The following is a 22,882-nucleotide window of genomic DNA, read 5'->3' as shown; positions in this document are numbered from 1 at the left end:
ATGTGCGCGAGTAATATCCGGCTTTCAATCGGTTTGCGGAATCTCGAACATGAGTATTTTGACCTGGAACGATCAGTTGCTCGTCGGCCTGGATAGCGTCGACGGCCAGCACCAGAAGCTGGTGGAGCTGATCAACAAGCTGGACGAACTGGTGGCGGTGGGCGGCGACAGCGAGAGTATGGTCGCGACGGTCGGCGAACTGGCCGACTACACCGCCTACCATTTTCGCCACGAAGAGGAATTGATGGCCGCCGCCGATTTCAACCCGGAGCTGTTTGCCAAACACAGCAAGGAACACCGCGAATTCGTCGACAAAATCCGCGGGGTGCAGAGCGAGGCCGAGCACGACCGTTCGGCGATTTCCCGCGACTTGCTGGACTTTTTGGTCGACTGGCTGTGCCACCATATTCTGAAGACCGACAAACTGATGGCGATCAGTTTGAACAAGGGCGTGGATGCCGCCGGGATCGAACTCGACCGCCGCGAACACCTGGACGTGCTACACAGCAACCTGTATTCGGCGTTGCGGGAAAGCGAGGAGCGATTCAAAGACCTGGCAGACAATCTGCCGGCGCTGATCTGGATCACCAACGCCAAGCATATGCCGATATTTTGCAACCGGTTCTGGTTCAAATCCTTCGGCTTGCAGCGTAACGAACTGGAAAAACAGCGTTGGATGGGGGTGATTCATCCGGAAGACCGGGCGCAGGTCATGGCCGCTTACGGCAAGGCCGCCGGCGAACAAACCAAGTTAAAGATCGAGTACCGCCTGCTCGGCGCGGAAAGCAAAATCACCTGGATCCTGGAAACCGCAGCGCCCCGCATTCGCCGCAACGGCGAATTCGCCGGCTTGATGGGCTGCGGCATGGATATCACCTTGCGCAAAAAGGCCGAAGCCGCATTGTCCAAGCTGAACCAGAAACTGGAGGCGCAGGTCGCGGCGCGGACCCGGGAGCTGACTGCAACCAACCAAAACCTGGAACGGGAAAAAAACCAGCAAATCGAGCTTAACCGGCAGTTGCAGGAAGCGCAGACGCATTTGGTCCAGGCCGAAAAAATGGCGTCGATCGGCCAGTTGGCGGCCGGCGTTGCCCACGAAATCAACAATCCGCTCGGTTATATTTATTCCAACCTGAATACCTTGCAGGAGTACATCGGAGAATTGGCGTTTGCGGCCACTCTGGCCGAGCGCTTGGCCGAAAATTTACCCGCGGGCGATCCGGTCGCCGCCGAATTCCGCGCCTTTAAAAAACGGGTCGATCTTGACTTCATCAAAGCGGACGCGGCCGACCTGGTCCTGGAATCGTTGGAGGGTGCCACCCGCGCCAAAAACATCGTCCAGGACCTGCGCGATTTCTCCCGCATCGACCGGCAGGAGCAAGCCGTGTTCGATCTGGAGGCCGGTTTGGACTCTACACTGAACATCGTCAACAACGAGTTGAAATACAAGGCGGAAGTCGTCAAACAATACGGCGGCGTCAAGCCTTTCGCCTGCGTCGGCGCCCAGCTCAACCAGGTATTCATGAACTTGCTGGTCAACGCCGCCCAGGCCATCCCGGATTTCGGCAAAATTACCATACGCACCGGCTACCGCGGCGGCGACCGGGTTTTTGTCGAGATTGCCGACACCGGCAGCGGCATGAGCGACGAGGTCAAAGCCAAGATTTTCGATCCGTTTTTTACCACCAAGCCGGTCGGTAAGGGGACCGGCTTGGGTTTGTCGCTATCCTATAAAATTGTCAAAGACCACCAGGGCGACATTCAGGTCGATTCGGCTCCGGGCCAAGGCACGGTGTTCCGAATCCTGCTGCCGCTACCTTCCGCCAACCTCGCGCCCTAACTGCCATGAATGCGAATATCGAAGCCCCGACCGCGCAACTGCTGTTCGTCGACGACGAGCCGAACGTACTGAAAGCCTTGAAACGCCTGTTCCGCTCGGCGGAATACGCCGTGCACCTGGCCGAGAGCGGTGCTGCCGGCCTGGAGATCCTGCGAACCCAAGCGATCGATTTGATCATTTCCGACATGCGCATGCCGCAGATGGACGGTGCCGAGTTTTTGAGCCGGGCCGCGGAGAACCATCCGGACACGGTGCGGATTCTGTTGACCGGTTACGCCGATATCGAATCGACCATCGCCGCAGTCAACAATGGCCGGATTTACAGCTACTGCAGCAAGCCCTGGGAAGACAACGAGCTGAAAATCCTGGTCAACAACGCGCTGGACCAAAAACGCCTGCGCGAGGAACGCCAACGCCTGTACGACATCGTCCAGCGCCAGAACCTGGAATTGAAGGAACTCAATTCCAGCCTGGAGGAAAAAGTCGAAAAGCGTACCGAGCAATTGAAAAAGTCGCTGCAGGTGATCGAACAAGCCAACGAATCGTTGAAAAGGCAGTACAACGAGTCGGTCAAAGCCTTCGCCAGGATCATCGAAATGCGTCCCGGCATCAAGAGCGGCCACGCCAAATACATCGCCGAACATGCCAAGGAAGTGGCGCAGCGGCTGGGTTTGCCGCCGGCGGAGGTCAGAAACGTGGTGTTTGCCGGCTTGCTGCTGCAAATCGGCAAAATGAGCCTGCCGGACAGTTTGCTGACGCTGCCGCATTTTTCGATGAACGGCCAACAACGCAAACGTTTTTTGAATCATGCCCAGGAAGGCTACCAATTGCTGGCCGGCATCGAGCCGCTGCACCACGCCGCCGAACTGGTGGCCCACCAATACGAATATTACGACGGTTCCGGCTACCCGGCCGGCCTGGCGGGGGCGGCGATACCGCTGGGCAGCCGGATTTTGACGGTGATTCGCGAATACATCACGATGCTGGACGGCAGTATCACCGGCAGCACGATGAGCACGGAACAGGTTAAAGCCCGGCTACTGTCGAAAAAAGGCATTCATTACGATCCGCAGGTGGTCGATACTTTTCTGGCTGTACTGGAGGAAACCCGGGCCAACGACGAGCGGCCGGTGATCGAAATATCCTGGACCCAACTGCAAGCCGGCATGGAAGCGGCGGAAGTGCTATGCAACGACGTGCTTTATCTGAAAGATCAAATTCTGACCGACAAACACGTCGAAGACATCCTCGGCTTGCGCAAGCACGGCAAGAGCCTGGTGTTGCGGGTCAGGCTGGGGCAGGGGCAGGGGCAGGGGCACTAGGAGCGGTCCCCGCCGGCATTACTCCAGATCGGCGTCGTCCAGAATAATCGAACCGTCCGCGGCCCAATTGACCTTGGTAATCCCCGGCTCCTCGGCTTCCAGCGCGCGAATCAGCGCATCCTTTTCCGCCAGCAATTTCTGCTGGGCCCGCACTTGGTCTGCCAGCGCCCGGTTTTCCAGCAGCATGCGTTTATGCGCCAGCCCGCTTTCCACGACGTGGACGATTTCCAGATTGCTCCACGGCTTGTTGATGAAACGGAACACCTCGGCCTCGTTGATGGCATGCTGCGCGCCTTCCAAATCGGCAAAGCCGGTCAATACCACCCGAATCGCATCCGGTTGCAGCCGTTTGAACAGAATCAGGAAGTCGATGCCATTGATGCCCGGCATCCGGTAGTCGGAAATCACCAGATCGAACGCCTGCTGCTCTGCAATCAGCAACGCTTCCTCGGCGCTTTCCACGGTTACCGTGGCGTAGGCCTTCAATAAACGGCCGAGAGCTTTCAGTACGTTGGGTTCGTCGTCGACGATCAAAATTTTAGCGGGACTTGCATTCATAGCGGGCGGCCGTCGGAAATCTGTCGGAATACGAATAGTCTGGCACGTAACGCGCGGCGTGCAAGTTTCCCTGCTCGAACCGCGCTTATCCGGCTCAGGCCGGTTGCGGCCGAGCGATCGGCAGGCAGACCCGAAACCGGCTGCCCCGGCCCGGCTCGCTGTCCACTTCGATCCGGCCGCCGTGCTTGGTGACGATATTGCGCGAAATCGACAAGCCCAGGCCGGTGCCCTTGCCGACCGGTTTGGTGGTGAAGAACGGTTCGAACAAGCGGCTGATGTGCTCGGGGGCAATACCTCTGCCGTTGTCGCCGATCTCGACCCAAACCTCGTTTTCCTGGCAACCGGTGCGCACGGTGACCACGCCCTGGGTTTCGATGGCTTGGCCGGCGTTGACCAGCAGATTCATGAAGACCTGGTTCAATTGCGACGGTAGGCAATAAATCTGCGGAATCTCGGCGTATTCCTTGACGATTTTGCAGTGGTATTTCAATTCGTTGCAAATGATGTTCAGCGTCGAATCCAGGCCTTTGTGCAAATCGCTGAGTTCCCAGGTGTCGCTGTCGGAATGGGCGAAATCCTTCAAGTCCTGGACGATGCCGCGCACCCGCGCCAAACCTTCCCGCGATTCGGCCAGCAAATCCGGAATGTCCTCGCGCAAATACGTTAACTGTTTTTTCGCCAGTAGCGCCTGCAACTCGCTCCGCGCCGGTTCGGCGATCTGGTTGGCCGCCAGCGCGGCGGCATAGGCATCCATCACGCAGAACAGGTCTGCCAGATAGCCGGACAAGGTATTCAGATTGGAGTTGACGAAACCGACCGGATTGTTGATCTCGTGGGCAATGCCGGCCGCCAACTGGCCGATCGCGGCGAGCTTTTCCGACTGCAACAACTGCATCTGCACCAACTGGTTTTCCTTTTGCCGGCGTTCGACTTCCGCTTCCAAAACGGCATTCTGGTTGCGCAACCAGTCGCGGGCCTTTTTTAATTCGAGTTGGGTTCCGATGCGGGCCAAAAGAATCGACAAATGGCAGGGCTTGTAGATGTAATCGACCGCACCCAAGGCCAAGCCGCGCTCTTCCTCCAGATCCGACGTCAGCGCGGTGATGAAGATCACCGGGATGTCGCGGGTGTCGGCTTGGGCCTTCAATTCGGCCAGTACCTGGTAACCGTCCATGCCCGGCATCATCACGTCCAGCAGAATCAAATCCGGTTTGGCCTTGCTATTGGCCAGTTTCAACGCGCTCTGGCCGCCGGTTGCCACCAATACCTGGTAGTAACGCGTCAGAAATTCGCCGAAGACCGATAAATTGATCGGTTCGTCGTCCACCAGCAAAATGGTGGGGCGTTGGTTTTGGTCGGGTGTGGCTGAATCCATCGGCTTCCGCTTGAATTGGCGCGTCCGGCAACGCCGCCGTTCCGGAACGGATCGGGCGCGCTTGCGCTGCCTTGCTAAAATAGGTCATTGCCCGGATAGTTTAGGCTGCGCGCGGGGTTACGCCAACCGCGCTCGCGCTGAACGGCTCCGGAGCCGAACATTAAGGCTAAGTTTGTGTTTTTAAAATGGCGTTGCTCCGGCATAGCCATGGCGCAGGAAGTGAATCCGCTGCGGGATGGCGTCTTCATCTGCTGTCAACGGTTAACGCGAGCATAGCCAAATTACAGGGGGACGAGGCAAATGTTTTCAACGCCAGGCCGGCGCTTGCCGCCGAGCCGTTTTTCCGTCCGCGGCCCGGCCGGCGCGCTATGAATAGCGAAAGCCGGCCGCCGGCCGCCGGATCGCCGGTCGATGTCGTTTGCGGCGACCGGCAGCGGACGCTGCAAATCGGCCCGCAAACGTCGGTGCGCCACGCCCTGGATACCGGCGAATTGCGGGTCCGCGCCGCCTGCGGCGGCTTGGGGACCTGCGGCGCCTGTCTGATCACCGTTCTGGAAGGGGATTTCAACCCGCCGACAATGGCCGAACGGCAAAAACTGTTGCCGGAAGACCTGGCACAGGGCCGGCGACTGGCTTGCCAGTTGTATGCCCGCGGCCCGGCGAAGTTGTCTCTGGAGCATCCTGCACCGGAGTCGGTATGGAAAAGTCTGGACAGCGCTTGCCGCTTGTGCACGGCAGGCAACCCCGCGCTGGGCGATTATCCTTTCGGCGTTGCGGTCGATCTCGGCACCACCCACATTCGCTTGTCGCTATGGCAGCGGCAAACCGGCCGCCGGATCGGCAGCCGGATCGGCATCAATCCCCAGCTTAGCCACGGCGCCGACGTTTTGACCCGGCTGGATGCCGAACGCCTGGCCCCGGCACAGAGCCGGGTGCTGGCCGGCGAAGCGCGCAAGGCGGTGATCGAGGGTGTTCGCGACATCCTTAGCCGCGATTTGGGCGAAATCGCGCCGATTCTGGCGCAAATCGGTAAAGTGCTGATCGTCGGCAATACCGCGATGCTGAGTCTGATTTGCGGCGCAAGCGGCGACAGCCTATACGATCCGGCAAATTGGCAAGCGCCGATTGCCTGTATCCCGGACGACGCGGCCGCCTGGCGCGAGCGCTGGCGCATGCCGCATGCCGATATCGAAATTGGCCAGCCCCTGGCCGGCTTTGTCGGTTCGGACCTGTTGGCCGCGTTGATTGCCGCCGACATCACCGCTCAGCCCGCTCCGGCCATGCTGGCGGATTTCGGCACCAATACCGAGATCGCGTTGTGGGACGGCAGCCGCATATGGGCTACTTCGGTGCCGGGCGGTCCGGCATTCGAAGGCGTCGGCATCCGTAACGGTATCGGCGCGGAGGCGGGGGCAATCCACCGGGTCGAGCCCGGCGCCGGCATCCCGCGGTTACATACCCTAGACGCCGCGCCGGCCCGTGGTTTTTGCGGTAGCGGCTTTATCGATGCCGTTGCGCTGCTGCTGGCGGAGGGGCTGTTGAAGCCGTCCGGCCGTTTCGCCGCGCCGCAACCGGCGGCGGGCTTGCGGTTGGACCCGGACAATCCGCGTACCGCTATTTTTGCGAGCGACATCGACATTTTCCAGCGCGCTAAAGCTTCGACCGCGGCGGCCATGGCACAATTAGCGGTGTTCGCCGGGCTCGATTTGGCCCGCCTCGACAGCTTCTGGATTTGCGGTAGTTTCGGCCGGCATTTGCAACTGTCCGCCGCCATCCGTCTCGGCCTGCTGCCGGTTTTGAGTCCGGCGCGTTTCCGGCTGCTGGCCGACGCCAGTCTGGCCGGCTGCGAGAAACTGTTGCTGGCGGCGGAGCCGGGTAAATTCAAAGCCGAAATCACGCAGCGGATCGAGGTCGTCAATCTCGGCGGGGTTGTCGAATACGAAAACCGCTTCATCGACCACTTGCGCCTGCAACCCATCGGCGCTACGGAGTAAACACGATGCTTGAGGCCTACATTCAAGCTTACAACGACGCGGTGTTCGAAACCGACAAACAAACCGCGCTCAACGTTGTCAACCGGGCGCTGCAGGAAGGCTTCAGCGCCGAAGACATCGTGTTCAAGCTGGTGATTCCGGCCGTCGAACAAATGATGGCCTTCATCGAACAAGACCCCGACGCCAATCTGGCCCAACACTTCATGACCGCGCAGATCGCCGCGGACGTCACCGAAAAAATGCTGGAAAAATTCAGCAAGCCGCCGGAAATGATAGGCCGGGTCGTGATCGGCGCCGCCTACGGCGATCTGCATTCGCTCGGTAAACGCATCGTCTCCGGTTGCCTGAAGTCGTTGATGGTCGATGTCGTCGATCTCGGCTCCAACGTCAGCGCCGAGCGTTTCGTCGATGCCGCGGTGGCCGAGCAGGCGCAGGTCATCGCTATTTCGGCGATGATGGTACACACCGCGATCGGCGAAAACGGCAGCCTGAAGGTGAGGGCGCTGCTGAAGGAGCGCGGCTTGGAAGATCGGATCAAACTGGCGGTGGGCGGCGCGCCTTACCGTTTCGACACCGAGCTTTATTTGAAGGTCGGCGCCGACGCCTGGGCCGCCGACGGCGTCAATGCCGCCAAAACCATTGTCGAACTGATCCGCGAGGTGAAACCGTGACGCCGCTACAAATATTGGCCGCCGCGCAAAACGGCACTCCGGCGCCGCGAATTCCGGTGTTTTGCAACTTGCTCGACCAAGGCGCCCGCGAAATGGGCCTGCGGCCGCAAAACTATTTTGCCGACGGTGCCGCGGTCGCCGAAGCCCAATTACGCATGCAACGGCGGTACGGCCACGACAATGTTTGGAGTTTGCACTATGTCGGTAAAGAGGCCGAACTATTGGGTTGTAAAGAAATCCTGTTCGCGGACGACGGCGTGCCGAATGTTGCCGACTTCGTGATCAAAAGCCTGGACGACATCGCTAAATTCGAAATCCCGGCCGACATCACTCAAACCGAAGCCTGGCAGCCGATCGGCGAATGTCTGTCGATATTGGCCGACGAAGTCGGCGCCACCCATCCGATTTGCGCGTATGCGACGGCCTCGACCACGCTGCCCGCCATCCTGATGGGCATGGATAAATGGATGGAGTTGTTTTTGCTCGGTCCGTTCGACTTGCGCGACGAGTTACTGCGCAAATGTTCCGATTTTTTCCACCAGGAGATTGCCGCTTTGCGCGCCGCCGGCGCCGATGTACTGATCTACTCCACCCCGTTCGGTTCGCCTTATTTCGTCGGTCGCCGCCAAGTCGAAGCCAGCGTGCTGCCGTGGATGCGGCGCGACTTGGTCCCGGGTGGAGTGGAAGGTATTGTCTATTATTGCGGCATGGCGCCGTTCAACGAAGTCATCGATTTGGTGTTCGCCGAGTTGGGAATCACGACGCATTATCTTGGACCGCTTGCGGATTTGGCCGAAGCCAAAGCCTTGATCGGCAACCGGGGGCTATGCTGCGGTGTGATCGACGATATCCGCATGATCCACTGGACGCCGGAGCAGACCCGGGCCGAAGTCAAACGCATCATCGAAATCGGCAAGCCCGGCGGCCATTTCTTGTTCGGCAACGGCGTGATGCCATTGGCGGTGCCGGAAGCCAATATCCGGGCGATGTTGGCCGCTGCCTTCGAATACGGGAGTTGGCAATGAAAACGTTTACTTTGAATCCGGAGCCGCAACCCGCCTTAACCTTGGTTGGCTGCGGTATCCTGCGCAAGGAAGTGGACCGTTTGATCGAAAAGAACCATTGGAACGTGCACACCCATTACTTGAATTCGGCGTTGCACAATTATTTGAACCGCTTGTCGACCGAATTGAACCAAGCCCTGGAAGAGCGCGAGAAACTGGGCGAGAAGACCGTGGTGTTCTACGGCAGTTGCCATCCGTTGATGGAAAATTATCTGGAAGGCCACCATACCTGCCGTACTCATGGCCAAAACTGCATCGTCATGCTGCTCGGTTACGAGCGTTTCATGCAGGAGCTGGAACAGGGCGCCTATTTTCTGTTGGAAGATTGGGCCCTGACCTGGGAGCCGATGATCACCGCTTGCTTCGGCAACAATAACGCCGTTGTTCGCGAGATTTTCCACAGCAGCCACAAATACATTCTGGCGCTGCGCACACCCTGCAACTCCGACTTTACCAGCGCTGCCGAGGCTGCGGCGCGCTTTGTCGATTTGCCGCTACGCTGGCAGGACGTCGACCTGAGCCATCTGGAATTGGTGCTGGCGGATGCCATTCAACGCCGTTTGGCGGCCGAACCCTAATGTCCGTCCCAGCCGGCCAGCAGGCATTACTGGACCGCATCGAGCACCTGGAAGCCCGCTTGCGCAAAGTATCGGAAGAAAAAGCCAACCTGTATCTGATTCTGCACATGGTGGAATTGTTGAACCCGATTGCCGGCGTCGACAGCATGCTGGAAAATTTGATGATGGCTTTATGCGGCAGTCTGGGCGGCAGCAACGTCGAAATCTACTATCTGGACGAAGGCGAGATCCAATACGCCAATTTGGCCGGCGAGCGCCGTACGGTCGGCAAAATCGACGATCCGTTGGTGGCCAATGTATTCGCTCAGCGCCGTTTCGTGGAACAGCCCAGCGATTCGGCGCATACCCTGCTACGCGGTTCGACGCCGGCCGTCGCTTGCACTTGGGTGATGCCGTTGCTGGCCGGCAACGAATTGATCGGCGTGGTCAAAATGACCGATATGCTCGGCAGCGCGCAAATGCGCGACTATCTGACCCCCTTTTTTTCGCACATGGCCTTGATTTTGAGCAACGAGATCAAAACCCGGGTTGCCGAGGCGGCAAACAAGGCTAAAAGCAACTTTCTGGCAACGATGTCCCACGAAATTCGTACCCCATTGAACGGCATCCTCGGCATGGCGCAATTGCTGGCCCTGCCCGACTGCTCGCCGGAAAAACACCGCGAGTGCGCCCGCACCATTCTGTCTTCCGGCCAAACCCTGTTGACGCTGCTGAACGACGTGCTGGATCTATCCAAGATCGAAGCCAATCGCCTGGAATTAAATTACGCGGCGGTGGCCCCGGCCCATATTCTGCGGGAAGTGCATTCGCTGTTCGGCGAAAGCGCCCGCCAAAAAAATCTGACGTTGGCCGCGGTCTGGCGCGGGCCGGCCGAACAATGCTATCTACTCGACCAAATTCGGCTGCGGCAAATGCTGTCCAATCTGGTCAGCAACGCCATTAAATTCAGCGACTCCGGCGAAATCGCCTTGCAGGGCCGCGAACTCGGCCGTGACAAGGCCGGCGCGCGGCTGGAGTTTTCGGTGGCTGACACCGGCGTCGGCATCGGCGCGGAACAACAGCGCCTGCTGTTCAAGCCGTTCAGTCAAATCGACGCCGGTTCGACCCGACGCTATGCCGGCACCGGGCTGGGCCTGTCCATCGTGCGGCGTTTTGCCGAATTAATGGGCGGCGAAGCCGGCGTGGACAGCGTGCTCGGCCAGGGCTCGAGGTTTTGGTTTCGGATTGGGGCGGAACCGATCGAATGCCCGCTGCTTGCGAATGGAGTCAACGGCAGAGCGGTGCCTCAGGAAGCGGTCCAAGCTGTCGAATCGCCGGCGGCAGCGGCGGAGACGGCGCTTAACGGCCGGGAGCCGCCAGCGGCAATACCGCCCGCGGAAATCGCGTTGCTGCGCGATTTACCGCAGCTTGGCGCAGAATTGGACGAACTGGAACGGCTATTGGTGAAGAACATGTTCCAGGCGGTCGGCCAGTACCAGCGGCTGCAAGCCGAAGTTGAGCCGCCGGTTGCGGCGGAACGGTTTGCCGCGATTGGCCAAGCGGTGAACGATATGAAGTTCGAACAAGCTTTAGCCCAACTGCGGCTGTTTCGCGCCGCGCTAAACTCCGAGGCTGGCTAGGCACATGGCTAAAGATAACCAGAAGATCCTTGCCATCGACGACATGCCGACCAATCTGGCGCTGCTGGGATTGGCATTGCAGGACGATTACCAGATCCAGATCGCCACCTCCGGCGCCAGGGGTTTGGAGCTGGCGCAGGACGATCCGCCGGATTTGATACTGCTGGACATCATGATGCCGGACATGGACGGCTACGAAACTTGCCGCCGGTTGAAACTCGATCCGCGGTTACGCGACATTCCGGTCGTGTTCATCACCGCGATGAACGATGCCGAGGCCGAGACCCACGGTTTTGCGCTGGGCGCCGCCGACTACCTGACCAAGCCGCTGAATATCGAAATCGCCCGGCTGCGGATTCGCAACCTGTTGGAACGGGAACGGCTACGCCGCGAGTTGCAGCGGCGCGAGGCGGCTCTGCGCTTGGCCGCCAGCGTATTCGCCCATACCCACGACAGCGTGGTGATCACCGATGCCGAAAACCGGATCATCGACGTCAACAATGCGTTCAGCCGAATGACCGGTTACAGCAAGGACGAGGTCCTGGGTAAAAATCCCAGCGTGCTGAAATCCGGGCGGCAATCGGCCGAATTTTACGAAAGCATGTGGTGTTCGCTGCTCGGCAGCGGCTACTGGAACGGCGAGTTGTGGAACCGGCGTAAAAGCGGCGAGGTATACGCCGCGTTGACATCGATTTCGGTCGTGCGCGACGAACACGGCCGGGTGCACCACTACATCGGCCTTTCCGCCGACATTACGCCGCTGAAGAACCACGAACTCGACCTGGAACGCATCGCCCATTTCGATCCGTTGACCGGCATCCCCAATCGGGTTTTGCTGGCCGACCGCCTGAGCCAGGCCCTGGCGCACACCCGCCGTGCCAGCAATACCATGGCGGTGTGCTATCTGGACCTGGACGGTTTCAAGCCGATCAACGACCAATTCGGCCACGATGTCGGCGATCAGTTACTGATCGAGATATCGCAGCGCATCAAGGACTGTTTGCGCGCCGGCGACACGGTAGCCAGGATCGGCGGCGACGAATTCGTGTTGCTGTTGCTGGATTTTAATGCGGCCCACGAATGCCAGGCCGTGTTGCAGCGCATGCTGGACCGGGTGGCGGAACCGGCCGCAATCGGCGGGCATTACGTCAGCGTTTCGGCCAGCCTCGGTTACACGCTGTTTCCGGCCGACCCGGCCGATGCCGAAACCTTGCTGCGTCATGCCGACCAGGCCATGTACACCGCCAAACAGGGCGGTAAAAACCGTTACCACCTGTTCGATCGCGAGCAGGACCGGCTCTGCTCGGTACGCGGCAGCAACCTGGCGCGGATCGGCTCGGCATTGCGCAACGGCGAATTGGCGCTGTACTTCCAGCCCAAAGTCAATATGCGCAGCGGCCGGATATTGGGCGCCGAAGCCTTGATCCGCTGGCACCATCCCGAACGTGGCTTGTTGCTGCCGGCGGCGTTTCTGCCGGACATCGAAGGCTCAGACCTGGCTATTGCCGTCGGCAACTGGGTACTGCGCCAGGCTTTGGTGCATGCCGCGCAGTGGCAGGCCGGCGGTCTGAATATTCCGCTCAGCGTCAATATCGCGCCGCGGCATTTGTTGGATGCGGATTTCGTTACCACATTGCAAGCCGGTTTTGCCCAATATCCGCAATTGGCGGCGAATTGCCTGGAACTGGAGATTTTGGAAACCGCCGCGCTGGAAGATATCGGCCGCGTCACCGGTGTGATGCGGGAATGCCAGAAACTCGGCGTCAGTTTCGCGCTGGACGATTTCGGTACCGGTTACTCGTCGTTGACCTATTTGAAAGCCCTGCCGGCCGAAACCCTGAAAATCGACCAATCCTTCATCCGCGATATTTTGGCCGATCCGGAGGATCTGGCTATCGTCGCCGGCATCATCAACTTGAGCGCCGCCTTCAACCGCCGCGTCGTCGCCGAAGGCGTGGAAAGTGCTGCCCATGGCTTGCTGTTGCTGGAATTGGGCTGCGACAACGCCCAAGGTTACGGTATCGCCAGGCCGATGCCGGCCGAACAACTGTCGGCTTGGATCTCCGCCTGGACGCCGCACCAGGAATGGCGGTTGGGTCCGGAGCGGCAGACGCAGCCGCTGAGGGTGGGTTAATCGGATTAAACTATCCGGCTGAGAACAGCATAAGGAAGGAAGCTCAAACCGATGTATTTCAAATCCTTAAAGCGCCAAATACCGGATTTGAAAATTTCCCGAAATAAGCGTTGCGAGGAAACCAAATCTCGCTTCCAAAAAGCCGAATACGCTTGAGTAAAAACGCTGCCGTTTACTAACTCGTCTAGCCTTTCCTGGGGAATATGGGCCACCAATTCGGGGTTTTGCGTTACAAAATCCTTTCTGACTTGCCAGCCATCCAGCACTTGCCGCCACTTAATCGACGAAATCTGACCATGGTTATGCCAGCGATAAAATGCCAAGACTTCGGGTACTAAAACAATATTCCGAGTAATCGCCGAGATACGGATCCATAAGTCGTAGTCCATCGCGCTGAATCGGCGCAGCGAAAAACCGTTGGCTTTTTCGATAATTTCTCGCCGCACCAGGGCGGCGTGAATAGGCCATGGGCAAGACGCGAGAAATGCTTGCGAAATATCGCCTTTCTCATAGGAGGGGGGCAGATAAGCCGGGCCGTTTTCTCCGCCTTCAACCACATTTTGCCAACCGCAATAACTAAGATCGGCGTTATTGTTCTCGATACCTTGCAACAGTTTTTCGAGGAAATTCGGTGCCCAGTAGTCGTCGGCATCAAGAAAAGCAATAAACTCGCCGGCGGCATGTTTCAGCGCCAAATTCCGGGCCGGAAAAGGGCCTTGATTCGATTGCTGAAAAACTTTCAGATTCGGGTATTTCTGTTGGCATTGGGTTAGAACCGAATAACTTTTATCAGTTGAACCGTCGTCAACAACAATTAATTCCACATTGGCGTGGGTTTGCCGAAACACGCTTTCGACTGCGCTCTCAACGTAATTTTCAGCATTGTAACAAGGCATGATTACGGAAATAAGGGAGGTGTTCATTACCAGGTCCTTGAATATTGATGGGTGCTGTTTTCTAACAGGCCACTAAAGGTTGTTCATGTATCTGCGGTTTCGGTATGGCCGATCCACTCTTTAGTAAGTGTTGAAAAGTTTCCTGATTACTTACATGTCGCAGCAAATTCCTTGAAACTGAAATCCTTAATTATCAGTCGGTTATAGAATAGAATCCAATAATCACTTTCGAGCACAACTGCGTTTAGTCTGAAAAATACCCGATTTCAACGGTTAAAATTTATTTATCAAAAATATGAGCCACCTAATTCCAGCGCGCTTGGCGGCTTGGCTGACCTAAGTTGGCTGAAGGTTATAAGTAATCAGGAAGTTTTTTATGTGTTTCGAATGTGTGTAATATTGGAAATTTAATAGGTCGCCTGATTTTCCAAATATGGAAAACCAAAAAACACGCTAATGGATTGTTGATTTCCTATATTTGACACGTTAGATAATCTGTGTCTAGCATATAATATTTCCTAATTCCATAATAATAGTTGGTTCTTGGGCATGTATAATGTCTATACAACTGTTTTTTTAGGCTGTTAAAGGGATTTTGTACTTGGCTTGAGCTCGGTCTTGCAAATAATAAAAAAGCCTGATGCTAATATTGCTATGTCGGTCGCCCGCTAAATGCTTTTTTAATTCTGTTGCTCGGATTATATCGGCTATGAAATAATTTTTAATTTAGCTAAAGATCTCATCATACCTAGGTGGTAGGTGAGGTTCATGGCTTCGCGCATATAAGCATGGGGCTTCTTAAAATAAATAATAAAAAATTTATATATTTTACTGAGCAATTGTAAATACATAAATCCCGGGATTCCAAATAATTTTGTTCCGTCAGGAGGGGCTTTGAATGTGCCGAATTTCTTGCCGGCAATAAAATGCAGTTTTAAGAAATAACTGCGGTTGATTTTTTTTTCCGGTATTAGATGTAAAATGGACATATTGGGTTCATAAATTAGATGATAATCATTTCGCAGCAAATGCTGAAACATAATTGCATCCGAGCCACCACCTATGCCTTCTCCCTTGCGGTTATAACGACTATCAAATCGCAACAATCCATTTTGGAATATTCGCATGTTGTAAGCAACGTTACCACTCCAAATGGGTTTGGATTCGTCAGTTATTTTAAATGAATTCTGACCGTAGTCTATTTGGCCATAGAACGGCAAGAGATCGTCATTTAACCAATTCGGGTGATAAGGCAACGAGATATTTATTTTGCCTCCTACGCAATCAGCATTTTCATTGCTCAAGCTTAATACTGCTGCTTGTAGCCAGCCTTTTTCGGGAAGTTCGTCGGCGTCTATGAAAATAATGTAACGGCTTGCCAAGCTTTCGTCTATTGCTCTATTACGAGCGAAAACAATCCCTTGTTTTGGCTCGTGAACGTAACGAATAGGGATTTGACTAGCGGCAGCGAAATCGGAAACCACTTTAAGAGTGTCATCTGTGCTGTTATTGTCAATAACTAAAATATTAAAAGGAATCGGGCAGCTTTGTGTGATTAATTCCTGAAGCAGCTTAGGTAAATAATCGGCCGAATTGTAGCTACATATTGCGACATTGATTTCGTTATTTACAGTAGTTGATGGTTTCATGGGTTGCTCCATGTGCTGATCAATAGATGATGGTCAATTGCCGCCAAATAACTTCTTGCTGCGATCTGTTAATTTAAACTTGCCTGATTGCATAAATATATCAGCAAATTCATTAAAACCGAAATTCTTAATTTTCAGTTGCTTAAAAATAAAATGCTTTAGTCACTTTAGAGTGCAGCTATGATTTTTCTTAAAACTGCCCGACTTCAATGGCGAAATTTGGTTATCCAAAATCTGAATTAGGTGATTCCGGTTGGTTTGGTGGCTTGGCTGGTCTAAGTTAGCTGAAGGTTATAATTATTCAGGAAATCCTATGGGCGAAAGTTATTGGTTTGTTTTGATTAAAGTTGAGCTTAACAAAATAATAGAGTTTATGGTGTGGGTGTTAGTGTGATTTCTATACTTGAGTTAACGGCTAATTTTTAGCAGCGCATCTTCATCAAATAGTGGGGATAATTCCTTATCCCAGCTAGGAATATAGGTCTGCATTAACTCTAGGGATGAAATAAACGAAACCTGCGTGAAGCCAAGACTAGTGTGTTTTTCCTTGATGAGTTCCTTGTTCAATGGTAGTCGAAAAGGCGAACGTACGTCTTCTGTTACTCCGAAGTCGTCTCTCGCTCCAACTCGCTTGAAATCGTACGCCAGCAGGCTGTCACTGGATATCTGGCTGGCTATATTAGCCAAGAAACTTAAAAACTTAGAGCTGTCCACATATGGACTCACGCCTTCGGCAAAAATAAGCGTTGTACAAGTGTTTTCTGTATCGAGCCAATCCATCAAGCCATTCCAGGAGTTCTGATTATTAAGGTCTATACTCAAATATCGAACTCGCTCTGAATATGGGAGTTGTTTAGCGAGTTTCTGCTTTATTTCGACTGCGTCGGGTTGATCGCATTCCGCAACTTCAATGCCCCGCTTGGCGAGTTGTTCACCAAAGCGATACAGGCGAGTATCAAATCCCGCTCCAAGGATCAATATGCGGTGAACGCCAGTCGCGACCGCATTAAGGAGTAGTTGATCATAGAACTTAGTTCGCGCTACCAAATAATAATAATATGGGTTTTTGCGCATTTTGGCGATAGCTTCGCTGTTGAGTTTAAAACATTCCTTGCGGACTTTAGAAGTCATCAACTCGCCAGCTAGATTATCTGGGTTTCGACAATCGCCGCTCTCATGTAACCATTGTATATGGCGGATACGCGCGGTGTCTGCTAAGTTGCTTAGGTCTGACATCTTTGGAAACACCTTCGATTGTTCTTTGATGTTTCTCCATAGCCAATAAATGGGATTATTTAGTTTGGATAACGGCACGGCAAATTTTCCTTATCGTTCTTTGATTTAACTATAATATCACTAGTTCTTGTATATGTGGCTTAACAGATTGGTGAAAAACTCATTTTTGATGCCAATTGAGTCTATATTTAGTGTTGGCAAGCAATGTTTTCACTAAATATGGTTATATTCCCGGGGAATTAGTGTCCGGCATTTAGTTTTCCACCAACCTGTTAAAAAGAAAATCGCATCTCTATCTTAATGATTTAAAACGATTGCTCTGGAATAGTGGCGCTATTTTTCCATTTGCCCAGAGATTGATTCATGATGCAGTTTGTCCTGGGAGCAACCTGAAACTGAATTTTATACCAACCAATCCGAATTGGCCTTCGCAGGTTGGTGAACAACTATTTTTTGAGACTAATTGAGTCTATTTTTATTGGTTAAATAAAAAATGATCTTGCCCGCGTTTCACATACAGATTGCTAAGAGACTTGTTTAAGTTCAAAGGCTTCAGTGGACAGATAGCCCAGTTTGGAATGAAGCCGTTTGCGATTGTAATACACTTCGATGTACTCGAAGACCTGTTGTTTGTTTTTGGCTCGTGTTTGTAGCCGTTCTCCAAGAATGGCTTCGACCTTGAAGTGGTGGTTCCAGCTTTCCATGGCAGCATTATCGTAGCAGTCGCCTATCTTGCTCATGCTACAAATCAATTGATATTGTTTGAGTAGAGCTTGATAGGCTGCCGAACGATACCGGCTGCCCCGATCCGAATGAACGATGGCGTTTTCGAACGCTTTCGCCGTCACAATCCCATAATCAAAGCGTCGCAAACCAGGCTGGTAGTCATGTGTTCTGCCATCGCCCAACCGATGGCTTTGCGTGAATACAATTCCAAGACAACCACTAGATAAAGCCAGCCCTCATCGTTAAGGCGCTTGGCTATTCGTGGCGAACCAGCGCGTGACTTTTCATCGTCAAATACCAGTTTGATCTCATCGGTCATGGCTTCTTGCGATTGGGCCCTTTGCGAGGTCGGGCGTGTTTTCCATTGATAATAGTCGCTGCGCGAACCTTAAGACAGTGACACATCAGGGTGATTGAAACTTCAGATTCAAGGGATTGCATTATGGCGCACCTCTCGGCAACTGTTCGTGCGTTGCCCTACCACTTGCATCCATGCAGTCGACCGGGGTTGCTTGGCAAAGTACCCATAGGGCATAAATACGCTGCCGCCTTTTTTAAAAATGCGATTTCCTGTTCCAGGCGAGCATTTGCCCGTTTAAGCCGCGCGATTTCTGCCTGTTGCAGTTTTTGCTCTTCAAAGGGCTGACCGGTTTGGCTGTTTTTGGCTTGCCTGCTATAAGGCATCGCCTGAGCTATGCCTAAATCTTTGGCGGACTTGGTGCCACCGCCTTGCTTGACTCGCTCCAAGGCTTGCTCTTTAAACTGGGGTGTATATTTATTGCGTTTAGGTTTTACAGTGGTAATGACTGTTTGATCGTTGTATTTCATAAGACTCCTCATGCTCTGAGGTTACTCTCTTAGGGGTTGTCTGTGAAATTTGGGCAAGATCAAACCGGGGCGATTCAGCGCCCGGATCATTACGCGCGAAGGCGAGTGGGCTGTCTGTTTAGCGTCACCGAATCATTCGCTGAAAATCTTCACATCGCTTACGCTCCGTTGCCAAGATTTTCAGCGTCGGATGAAGCGCAACAAATAACGGGCTCCGTTGATTGCAGCGAATCCGTACTCAGTATTAATGTAGTCCAATGACTACATGTTTTAGGAATTGGCCTACAATTGTATCAGGGCGTTTGCCGTCGTACTGACGCGCAAGCGTTTGTCAATTTCAGCTATCCGAGAACAATGCCGATGTTGTCCACCACCGCGATTGCCAAGCGCGTCGATTTCCAATTGACTGCCGCAGCTATTTTCATGTCGATAGGATTCGAGCTATGGCATTTACTGACCGACCGTTTCGTGCCGCATGGCTACTTGGCTTTAATGCTGCTGTTAGGCGTCGCTAGCGTTTTGTCGTCGCGGAGTCGGGCCAAATGGTACTCCGAGCAACAGAGCCGTATGGCCGCACTCGACGCGGTGATCAGCGAATACCAGCAGTTATCCGACCAAGTGTTGGGCCAAGCCGGTCGGAAAATCACCGATTTCCAGAGCGAAATGGATACGGCGAAAAATTTGATCAAAGATTCGGTCGGTAAATTGCACGGTAGCTTGACCGGTTTGCAAACGCTTTCGGCAAAACAACAGGCGGTCTTGGTCACGTTAATCGACCAGATGTTGCTGATGACCGGCAACTGTGAGCAGGAGCAGGAGCAAGAACGAGTCGGAATCCACCGTTTTTTCAGCGAAGCCAATCATCTGATCGACGAATTCGTCCGCAAAATTAAGGAACTCAACGACAACAGCCGGCGTATTTCCCATAGTTTTAACCAAATGAAAACCCAGGTCGAGCGGATTAGCGGCCTGCTGAACCAGATTACATCGATTACCACGCAAACCGACTTGCTTGCACTCAATGCCGCTATCGAAGCGGCTAGAGCGGGCGAAGCCGGACGCGGCTTTGCGGTTGTCGCCGATGAAGTTAGAAAGTTGGCTCACAATACCAGCGAATTCAACAACCAAATTCGCGGCACTCTGGCGGATATTTTGCGGTCGATGTCGGATATCGACGCCAGTGTCACGCTGGCAAATAATACCGACTTGAGTATCGCCGAAGATTCCCAGGAAAATTTGATGCAGATCGGTACTGAGTTGGTTGCGCTTTCGAAGTTAGCGCGCGAACACTCGCACCAGATCACCGAAGTCACCGAGCAGATGCATCAATTAACCATGGAAGGCGTCGTCGCCGTCCAATTCGAAGACATCGTTACCCAGATGATGGGCCGCTTGTCCCAGAAAAATCAGGCAATTGGCGATATTTTTCATAAGTTTATGGAATTGCACCGGGATCGCGATGAAAGTAGCGGCCTGCAACGCTTCGATAAACGCGTTTCCGGTTTGAAATTATTGTTGAATCACTCGACAAAGCCCGATTCGATGCAAATGCCAGCGTTTTCCGGCCAAGACGTGGAGTTGTTTTAATTCGGTCGAATTGCTTGCGCTATGCGTTTGACTAGCCGAGGCAGCGAAACCCGGTATTGCCCGACAAGATCGTCGCCAACCGGCGGCAGACGCCAGTTTCCGAGGCGGCTAAGCGGTCGCTTAACCGGTGAATTGGTTAATTTCGGCATTTAGCATGATCGGCGGTCGAGGCCGGCTGCAGGAAAATTCGCTGCTGCTGCGTTTGCGGCTTCCGGCGTGGGTGAACCTTTCGATTCAGTCGGCGCGGACGCCGCGGCTGAGGTCGCGCAGTATTTGCAAACACTGGCGGTTGGCGGCAAGGTCCAGCGCGCTGAAATCGTCTGCGGTGGTCAGACGCCAATTGGCGCCGGCCGCCAGCAGTTGTGCGACGATAGCGTGTTTGCCGGCCGAGGCGGCGTAAATCAGCGCTGTCGAACCGCTGGGATTTTGGTAATCGATGTCGATGCCGGCTTGCAGCAGCAGGGCGACGCACTCGGCGGATTCGGCGAAACAGGCCGCCCACAGTGCGTTGTTGCCGTAAGCGTCGCATACGCCGAGGTCAGCGCCGCGCTCCCGGATCAGATATGCCAACACGTCGCTGCGGCCTTCGCGTGCCGCCAAAATCACAGCGTGTTCGCCGCAGCCGTTGACCGTTACCTCGGACAACGGGGCGAAGCCGCGTTGTTCCAGCCATTGTTCGAATGGATTCAATTTTGCTACCTCGCGCATTAAATCAGAGAAGGCCGGTGCAATAACGACAGATGGCCGCTGCCGACAGCGGCCAGGCCGGCCAGCAATTCCCGGCGGGCGGCAGTGCCTTTGCCGCGCAAATAAGCCAACTCGGCGCCGGTCAGCAAGGTAATTGCAATCAGCTGGATTTGGCCTCCGGGCAGCGCCGCGTTGGCCGCAGCGCCGGCTACCTGGCTCAACAGTGCGCCGACCCGGCCGCGGCCGTCTTTGATGTGGTCGATATTGAATTCCAGCGACAGCGGTTCGCCGGCCACCAGCTTTTCGCACAATACCGGATGTCCGGCCAGGGTATGGCTGACTTCGGCCGCCATTGGAAACAACCAACTGTCCGCCAACGCGCTGAGCGGCCTGTCGCTGGAGATGCCGGAATCGGGGCTTTCGACGAAGACTTCCAGACCCAGGCCGGTTTCCGGCCGGTAGCGTTCCACCCACGGATCGGACAGGCCGTCGGAAATCACGCAGGCGTTGGCGCCATGCCGTGCCGCCAGCCAGGCGGCGCCGGCCGGCCATTCCGGACCGTCGCTCATCGGTCCCATCAGGGAGGTTAGCGATGCCAGCTCGGAATCGAATAGCTGGCCCAGTGCGGCGTGCCTGGCCTCGCCGGCCAAGCGCAGCCGGTCGGCGTAGGTCAAGCCAACTAAAAATTCAGCGCTCATCGGATGCCTGCCGTTCGGGTTGGTTGGCAAGGCGGTCCCGGGCAATTTGGCTGACTTCCGGGTCCGGGTCTTCCGCCAGTTGCGCCAGTAAGTCGTCTTCGGCGCGGATGGCCACTTCATAGCGGACGGTCCAATCCGGGTCCCGGCTCAGCAAGGCTAAATCCTCGATCTCCATGCGTTGGGCGACGATGCGGCGGATGTTGGTCTCCTTGTCTTCCGCCATCAGCCCCAGGCTGACGCTGGGGATACGTTCGGCGACGATGCGCCGCACTTCGGTGTCCGGATCGGCCACCAAACGGAACAGGCGGCCTTTCGGCAAGCGTTTGGCCACGTAAGCGCGCACCAGATAGTCCAGATCGTCGGCCATCAATTCCAATTGGGTCTCCGGCAGCCGGTCGGCAACCGTGACCCGGACTTCGCGGTCGCTATCCTGGCGCAATTCCAGCAGCCAGTCCAATGGCACCCGGTAGGCTAGCACCCGGCGCACCGCTTCGTCGGGGTCGTTCAGCAGCGGTCGCAACAAATTGGTCGGCAGATAGCGGGCGGCGATGGCACGACGCTCCCAGAACTCGTCGGCGATATAGTGGCCGGCCAGGCCGGGGTGCCGTTTCAGGAAGCGGTCGATTTGGCGGCCGCTTTGGGCGAGGATGCAGACGTCGCCCGGTTTGCAGCCCTCGTTAGCCAGCAGCGTGTCCCGGTACGCGCATTGGTTGCAGTCGGCCAGCGGGGTTAGATCCGGGGCTTGCGCTTCGGTACTGTGCATCGCCATCGTTATGCCGCTTCGGCCATGACCGGCAACAACTGCGGCGTGATTTGCGCCAGCCAGACCCGCAGCCGTTCGTCGGTTAAATGGGCTTGGGTGCGTTGGTCCAGTACCAGGCCGACGAATTCGCCGTCGACGATGGCATCGGAATGTTCGAAGCGGTAGCCTTCGCTGCTCCAGCGGCCTACGATGTCGGCGCCGTAGCCGTAGAATACCCGATACAGTTGAATCAAAGAGCTGGCGAAGCGCGAGGCATAGCGTTCCTGATGGCCCAAACCGAACAAGGCCACGCGTTTGCCGGCGAAGCCGTGGCCGTCGAGCAAGCCGACGAATTCGCGCCAACTGCGTTCCTGGCAGCCGGCGGCCAGGCCAGGCAAATCGCCAATGCCGTAGCTTGGCGTGCCCAGGATCAGCGCGTCGTATTTCAGCAAATCCTCGGGACTGGCGCGGTTGATGTTTTTCGGTTTGTCCGCCAGTTCTTCGCCCAACAGGCTGTATATCTTTTTAGCGACTAGCCGGGTGCTGCCGGTGTCGGTGCCGAAAAAAATGCCGATTTTGCTCATAGGTCACCTGTAATGGAATGTGCCGAATTCGGCTTTGCAGCCGTTTGTGAAACTTCAGCAAATATCGGTCCAGGTGGATAGGAATAACTTGTGG

21 protein-coding genes are annotated in these 22,882 nt (G+C 55.2%); 9 read left to right on the top strand and 12 right to left on the bottom strand.

The window, feature by feature from the left end:
• Nucleotides 1-49: 49 nt before the first annotated feature.
• Entirely contained in the window at nucleotides 50-1,840 is a 1,791-nt protein-coding gene (locus MKFW12EY_RS18865; RefSeq protein WP_054761709.1) for a bacteriohemerythrin, read from the top strand.
• Nucleotides 1,841-1,845: 5 nt separating this feature from the next.
• Nucleotides 1,846-3,162: a response regulator c-di-GMP phosphodiesterase, NosR family gene (gene nosR / locus MKFW12EY_RS18860; RefSeq protein ID WP_221053562.1), complete on the top strand. Its 1,317-nt coding sequence runs from the start codon at nucleotides 1,846-1,848 to the stop codon at nucleotides 3,160-3,162.
• A gap of 18 nt (nucleotides 3,163-3,180) precedes the next feature.
• On the opposite strand, the gene MKFW12EY_RS18855 is transcribed toward nosR, so the two are convergent.
• Both MKFW12EY_RS18855 and MKFW12EY_RS18850 read right to left on the bottom strand, forming a co-directional pair.
• Nucleotides 3,181-3,720, bottom strand: a complete 540-nt coding sequence (locus tag MKFW12EY_RS18855) for a response regulator (protein WP_054761711.1) — start codon at nucleotides 3,718-3,720, stop codon at nucleotides 3,181-3,183.
• 94 nt (nucleotides 3,721-3,814) lie between these two features.
• Nucleotides 3,815-5,095: an ATP-binding protein gene (locus tag MKFW12EY_RS18850; protein ID WP_221053561.1), complete on the bottom strand. Its 1,281-nt coding sequence runs from the start codon at nucleotides 5,093-5,095 to the stop codon at nucleotides 3,815-3,817.
• Between the two features lie 368 nt (nucleotides 5,096-5,463).
• Between MKFW12EY_RS18850 and MKFW12EY_RS18845 the strand changes: the two genes are divergently transcribed.
• Genes MKFW12EY_RS18845 through MKFW12EY_RS18820 form a run of 6 tightly spaced genes read left to right on the top strand, consistent with a single transcriptional unit; the run spans nucleotide 5,464 to nucleotide 13,155 of the window.
• The gene (locus MKFW12EY_RS18845) at nucleotides 5,464-7,089 is read left to right on the top strand and encodes an ASKHA domain-containing protein (RefSeq protein WP_221053560.1); all 1,626 of its coding nucleotides are present in this window, start codon (nucleotides 5,464-5,466) and stop codon (nucleotides 7,087-7,089) included.
• A 5-nt stretch (nucleotides 7,090-7,094) separates the two neighbouring features.
• On the top strand, nucleotides 7,095-7,760 hold the full coding sequence (locus tag MKFW12EY_RS18840) for a cobalamin B12-binding domain-containing protein (RefSeq protein ID WP_221053559.1): 666 nt from the start codon (nucleotides 7,095-7,097) through the stop codon (nucleotides 7,758-7,760).
• Entirely contained in the window at nucleotides 7,757-8,785 is a 1,029-nt protein-coding gene (locus MKFW12EY_RS18835; protein WP_221053558.1) for a uroporphyrinogen decarboxylase family protein, read from the top strand. Before MKFW12EY_RS18840 ends, MKFW12EY_RS18835 begins: the two co-directional genes overlap by 4 nt.
• Entirely contained in the window at nucleotides 8,782-9,402 is a 621-nt protein-coding gene (locus MKFW12EY_RS18830; protein WP_054761112.1) for a DUF1638 domain-containing protein, read from the top strand. The genes MKFW12EY_RS18835 and MKFW12EY_RS18830 overlap by 4 nt, the downstream gene beginning before the upstream one ends.
• Complete coding sequence (locus MKFW12EY_RS18825) at nucleotides 9,402-11,021, top strand: sensor histidine kinase (protein ID WP_221053557.1); 1,620 nt, start codon at nucleotides 9,402-9,404, stop codon at nucleotides 11,019-11,021. The genes MKFW12EY_RS18830 and MKFW12EY_RS18825 overlap by 1 nt, the downstream gene beginning before the upstream one ends.
• Before the next feature lie 4 nt (nucleotides 11,022-11,025).
• Entirely contained in the window at nucleotides 11,026-13,155 is a 2,130-nt protein-coding gene (locus MKFW12EY_RS18820; protein ID WP_221053556.1) for a putative bifunctional diguanylate cyclase/phosphodiesterase, read from the top strand.
• Nucleotides 13,156-13,160: 5 nt separating this feature from the next.
• Here MKFW12EY_RS18820 and MKFW12EY_RS18815 read toward each other — a convergent pair whose 3' ends face one another.
• From MKFW12EY_RS18815 to MKFW12EY_RS18790, 6 genes are all read right to left on the bottom strand, one after another.
• On the bottom strand, nucleotides 13,161-14,078 hold the full coding sequence (locus MKFW12EY_RS18815) for a glycosyltransferase family 2 protein (RefSeq protein ID WP_221053555.1): 918 nt from the start codon (nucleotides 14,076-14,078) through the stop codon (nucleotides 13,161-13,163).
• A 680-nt stretch (nucleotides 14,079-14,758) separates the two neighbouring features.
• Nucleotides 14,759-15,700 (bottom strand): glycosyltransferase, encoded by a 942-nt coding sequence (locus MKFW12EY_RS18810; RefSeq protein ID WP_221053554.1) that lies wholly within the window; start codon nucleotides 15,698-15,700, stop codon nucleotides 14,759-14,761.
• A 408-nt stretch (nucleotides 15,701-16,108) separates the two neighbouring features.
• On the bottom strand, nucleotides 16,109-17,014 hold the full coding sequence (locus tag MKFW12EY_RS18805) for a class I SAM-dependent methyltransferase (protein ID WP_157199330.1): 906 nt from the start codon (nucleotides 17,012-17,014) through the stop codon (nucleotides 16,109-16,111).
• A 446-nt stretch (nucleotides 17,015-17,460) separates the two neighbouring features.
• A complete protein-coding gene (locus MKFW12EY_RS18800; protein WP_221053553.1) occupies nucleotides 17,461-17,808 on the bottom strand; it encodes an IS3 family transposase in 348 nt (115 codons plus the stop codon).
• Nucleotides 17,781-17,981 carry a DDE-type integrase/transposase/recombinase gene (locus MKFW12EY_RS18795; RefSeq protein ID WP_221053552.1) on the bottom strand — a complete coding sequence of 67 codons (201 nt, stop codon included), beginning with the start codon at nucleotides 17,979-17,981 and terminating at the stop codon, nucleotides 17,781-17,783. The genes MKFW12EY_RS18800 and MKFW12EY_RS18795 overlap by 28 nt, the downstream gene beginning before the upstream one ends.
• Nucleotides 17,982-18,139: 158 nt before the next feature.
• Nucleotides 18,140-18,490: a transposase gene (locus tag MKFW12EY_RS18790; protein WP_157199329.1), complete on the bottom strand. Its 351-nt coding sequence runs from the start codon at nucleotides 18,488-18,490 to the stop codon at nucleotides 18,140-18,142.
• A 360-nt stretch (nucleotides 18,491-18,850) separates the two neighbouring features.
• Here MKFW12EY_RS18790 and MKFW12EY_RS18785 point away from each other — a divergent pair, with 360 nt between their 5' ends.
• On the top strand, nucleotides 18,851-20,077 hold the full coding sequence (locus tag MKFW12EY_RS18785) for a methyl-accepting chemotaxis protein (RefSeq protein ID WP_221053551.1): 1,227 nt from the start codon (nucleotides 18,851-18,853) through the stop codon (nucleotides 20,075-20,077).
• A 234-nt stretch (nucleotides 20,078-20,311) separates the two neighbouring features.
• Here MKFW12EY_RS18785 and MKFW12EY_RS18780 read toward each other — a convergent pair whose 3' ends face one another.
• From MKFW12EY_RS18780 to MKFW12EY_RS18765, 4 genes are read right to left on the bottom strand one after another with little or no spacing between them, the layout of a single operon-like run.
• Entirely contained in the window at nucleotides 20,312-20,767 is a 456-nt protein-coding gene (locus tag MKFW12EY_RS18780; RefSeq protein ID WP_054761126.1) for an ankyrin repeat domain-containing protein, read from the bottom strand.
• Nucleotides 20,768-20,784: 17 nt separating this feature from the next.
• Nucleotides 20,785-21,462, bottom strand: a complete 678-nt coding sequence (locus tag MKFW12EY_RS18775; RefSeq protein ID WP_054761096.1) for a hypothetical protein — start codon at nucleotides 21,460-21,462, stop codon at nucleotides 20,785-20,787.
• The gene (locus MKFW12EY_RS18770; RefSeq protein WP_245006355.1) at nucleotides 21,452-22,231 is read right to left on the bottom strand and encodes a 4Fe4S-binding leucine-rich repeat protein; all 780 of its coding nucleotides are present in this window, start codon (nucleotides 22,229-22,231) and stop codon (nucleotides 21,452-21,454) included. Before MKFW12EY_RS18770 ends, MKFW12EY_RS18775 begins: the two co-directional genes overlap by 11 nt.
• Before the next feature lie 2 nt (nucleotides 22,232-22,233).
• The gene (locus MKFW12EY_RS18765) at nucleotides 22,234-22,788 is read right to left on the bottom strand and encodes a flavodoxin (RefSeq protein ID WP_221053550.1); all 555 of its coding nucleotides are present in this window, start codon (nucleotides 22,786-22,788) and stop codon (nucleotides 22,234-22,236) included.
• Between the last annotated feature and the right edge of the window lie 94 nt (nucleotides 22,789-22,882).

It is taken from the genome of Methylomonas koyamae (genome assembly GCF_019669905.1).
Classification (GTDB): Bacteria; Pseudomonadota; Gammaproteobacteria; order Methylococcales; family Methylomonadaceae; genus Methylomonas; species Methylomonas koyamae.
Note: the sequence above shows the minus strand (reverse complement) of the source record. Positions and strands in the feature narration are given on the sequence as shown.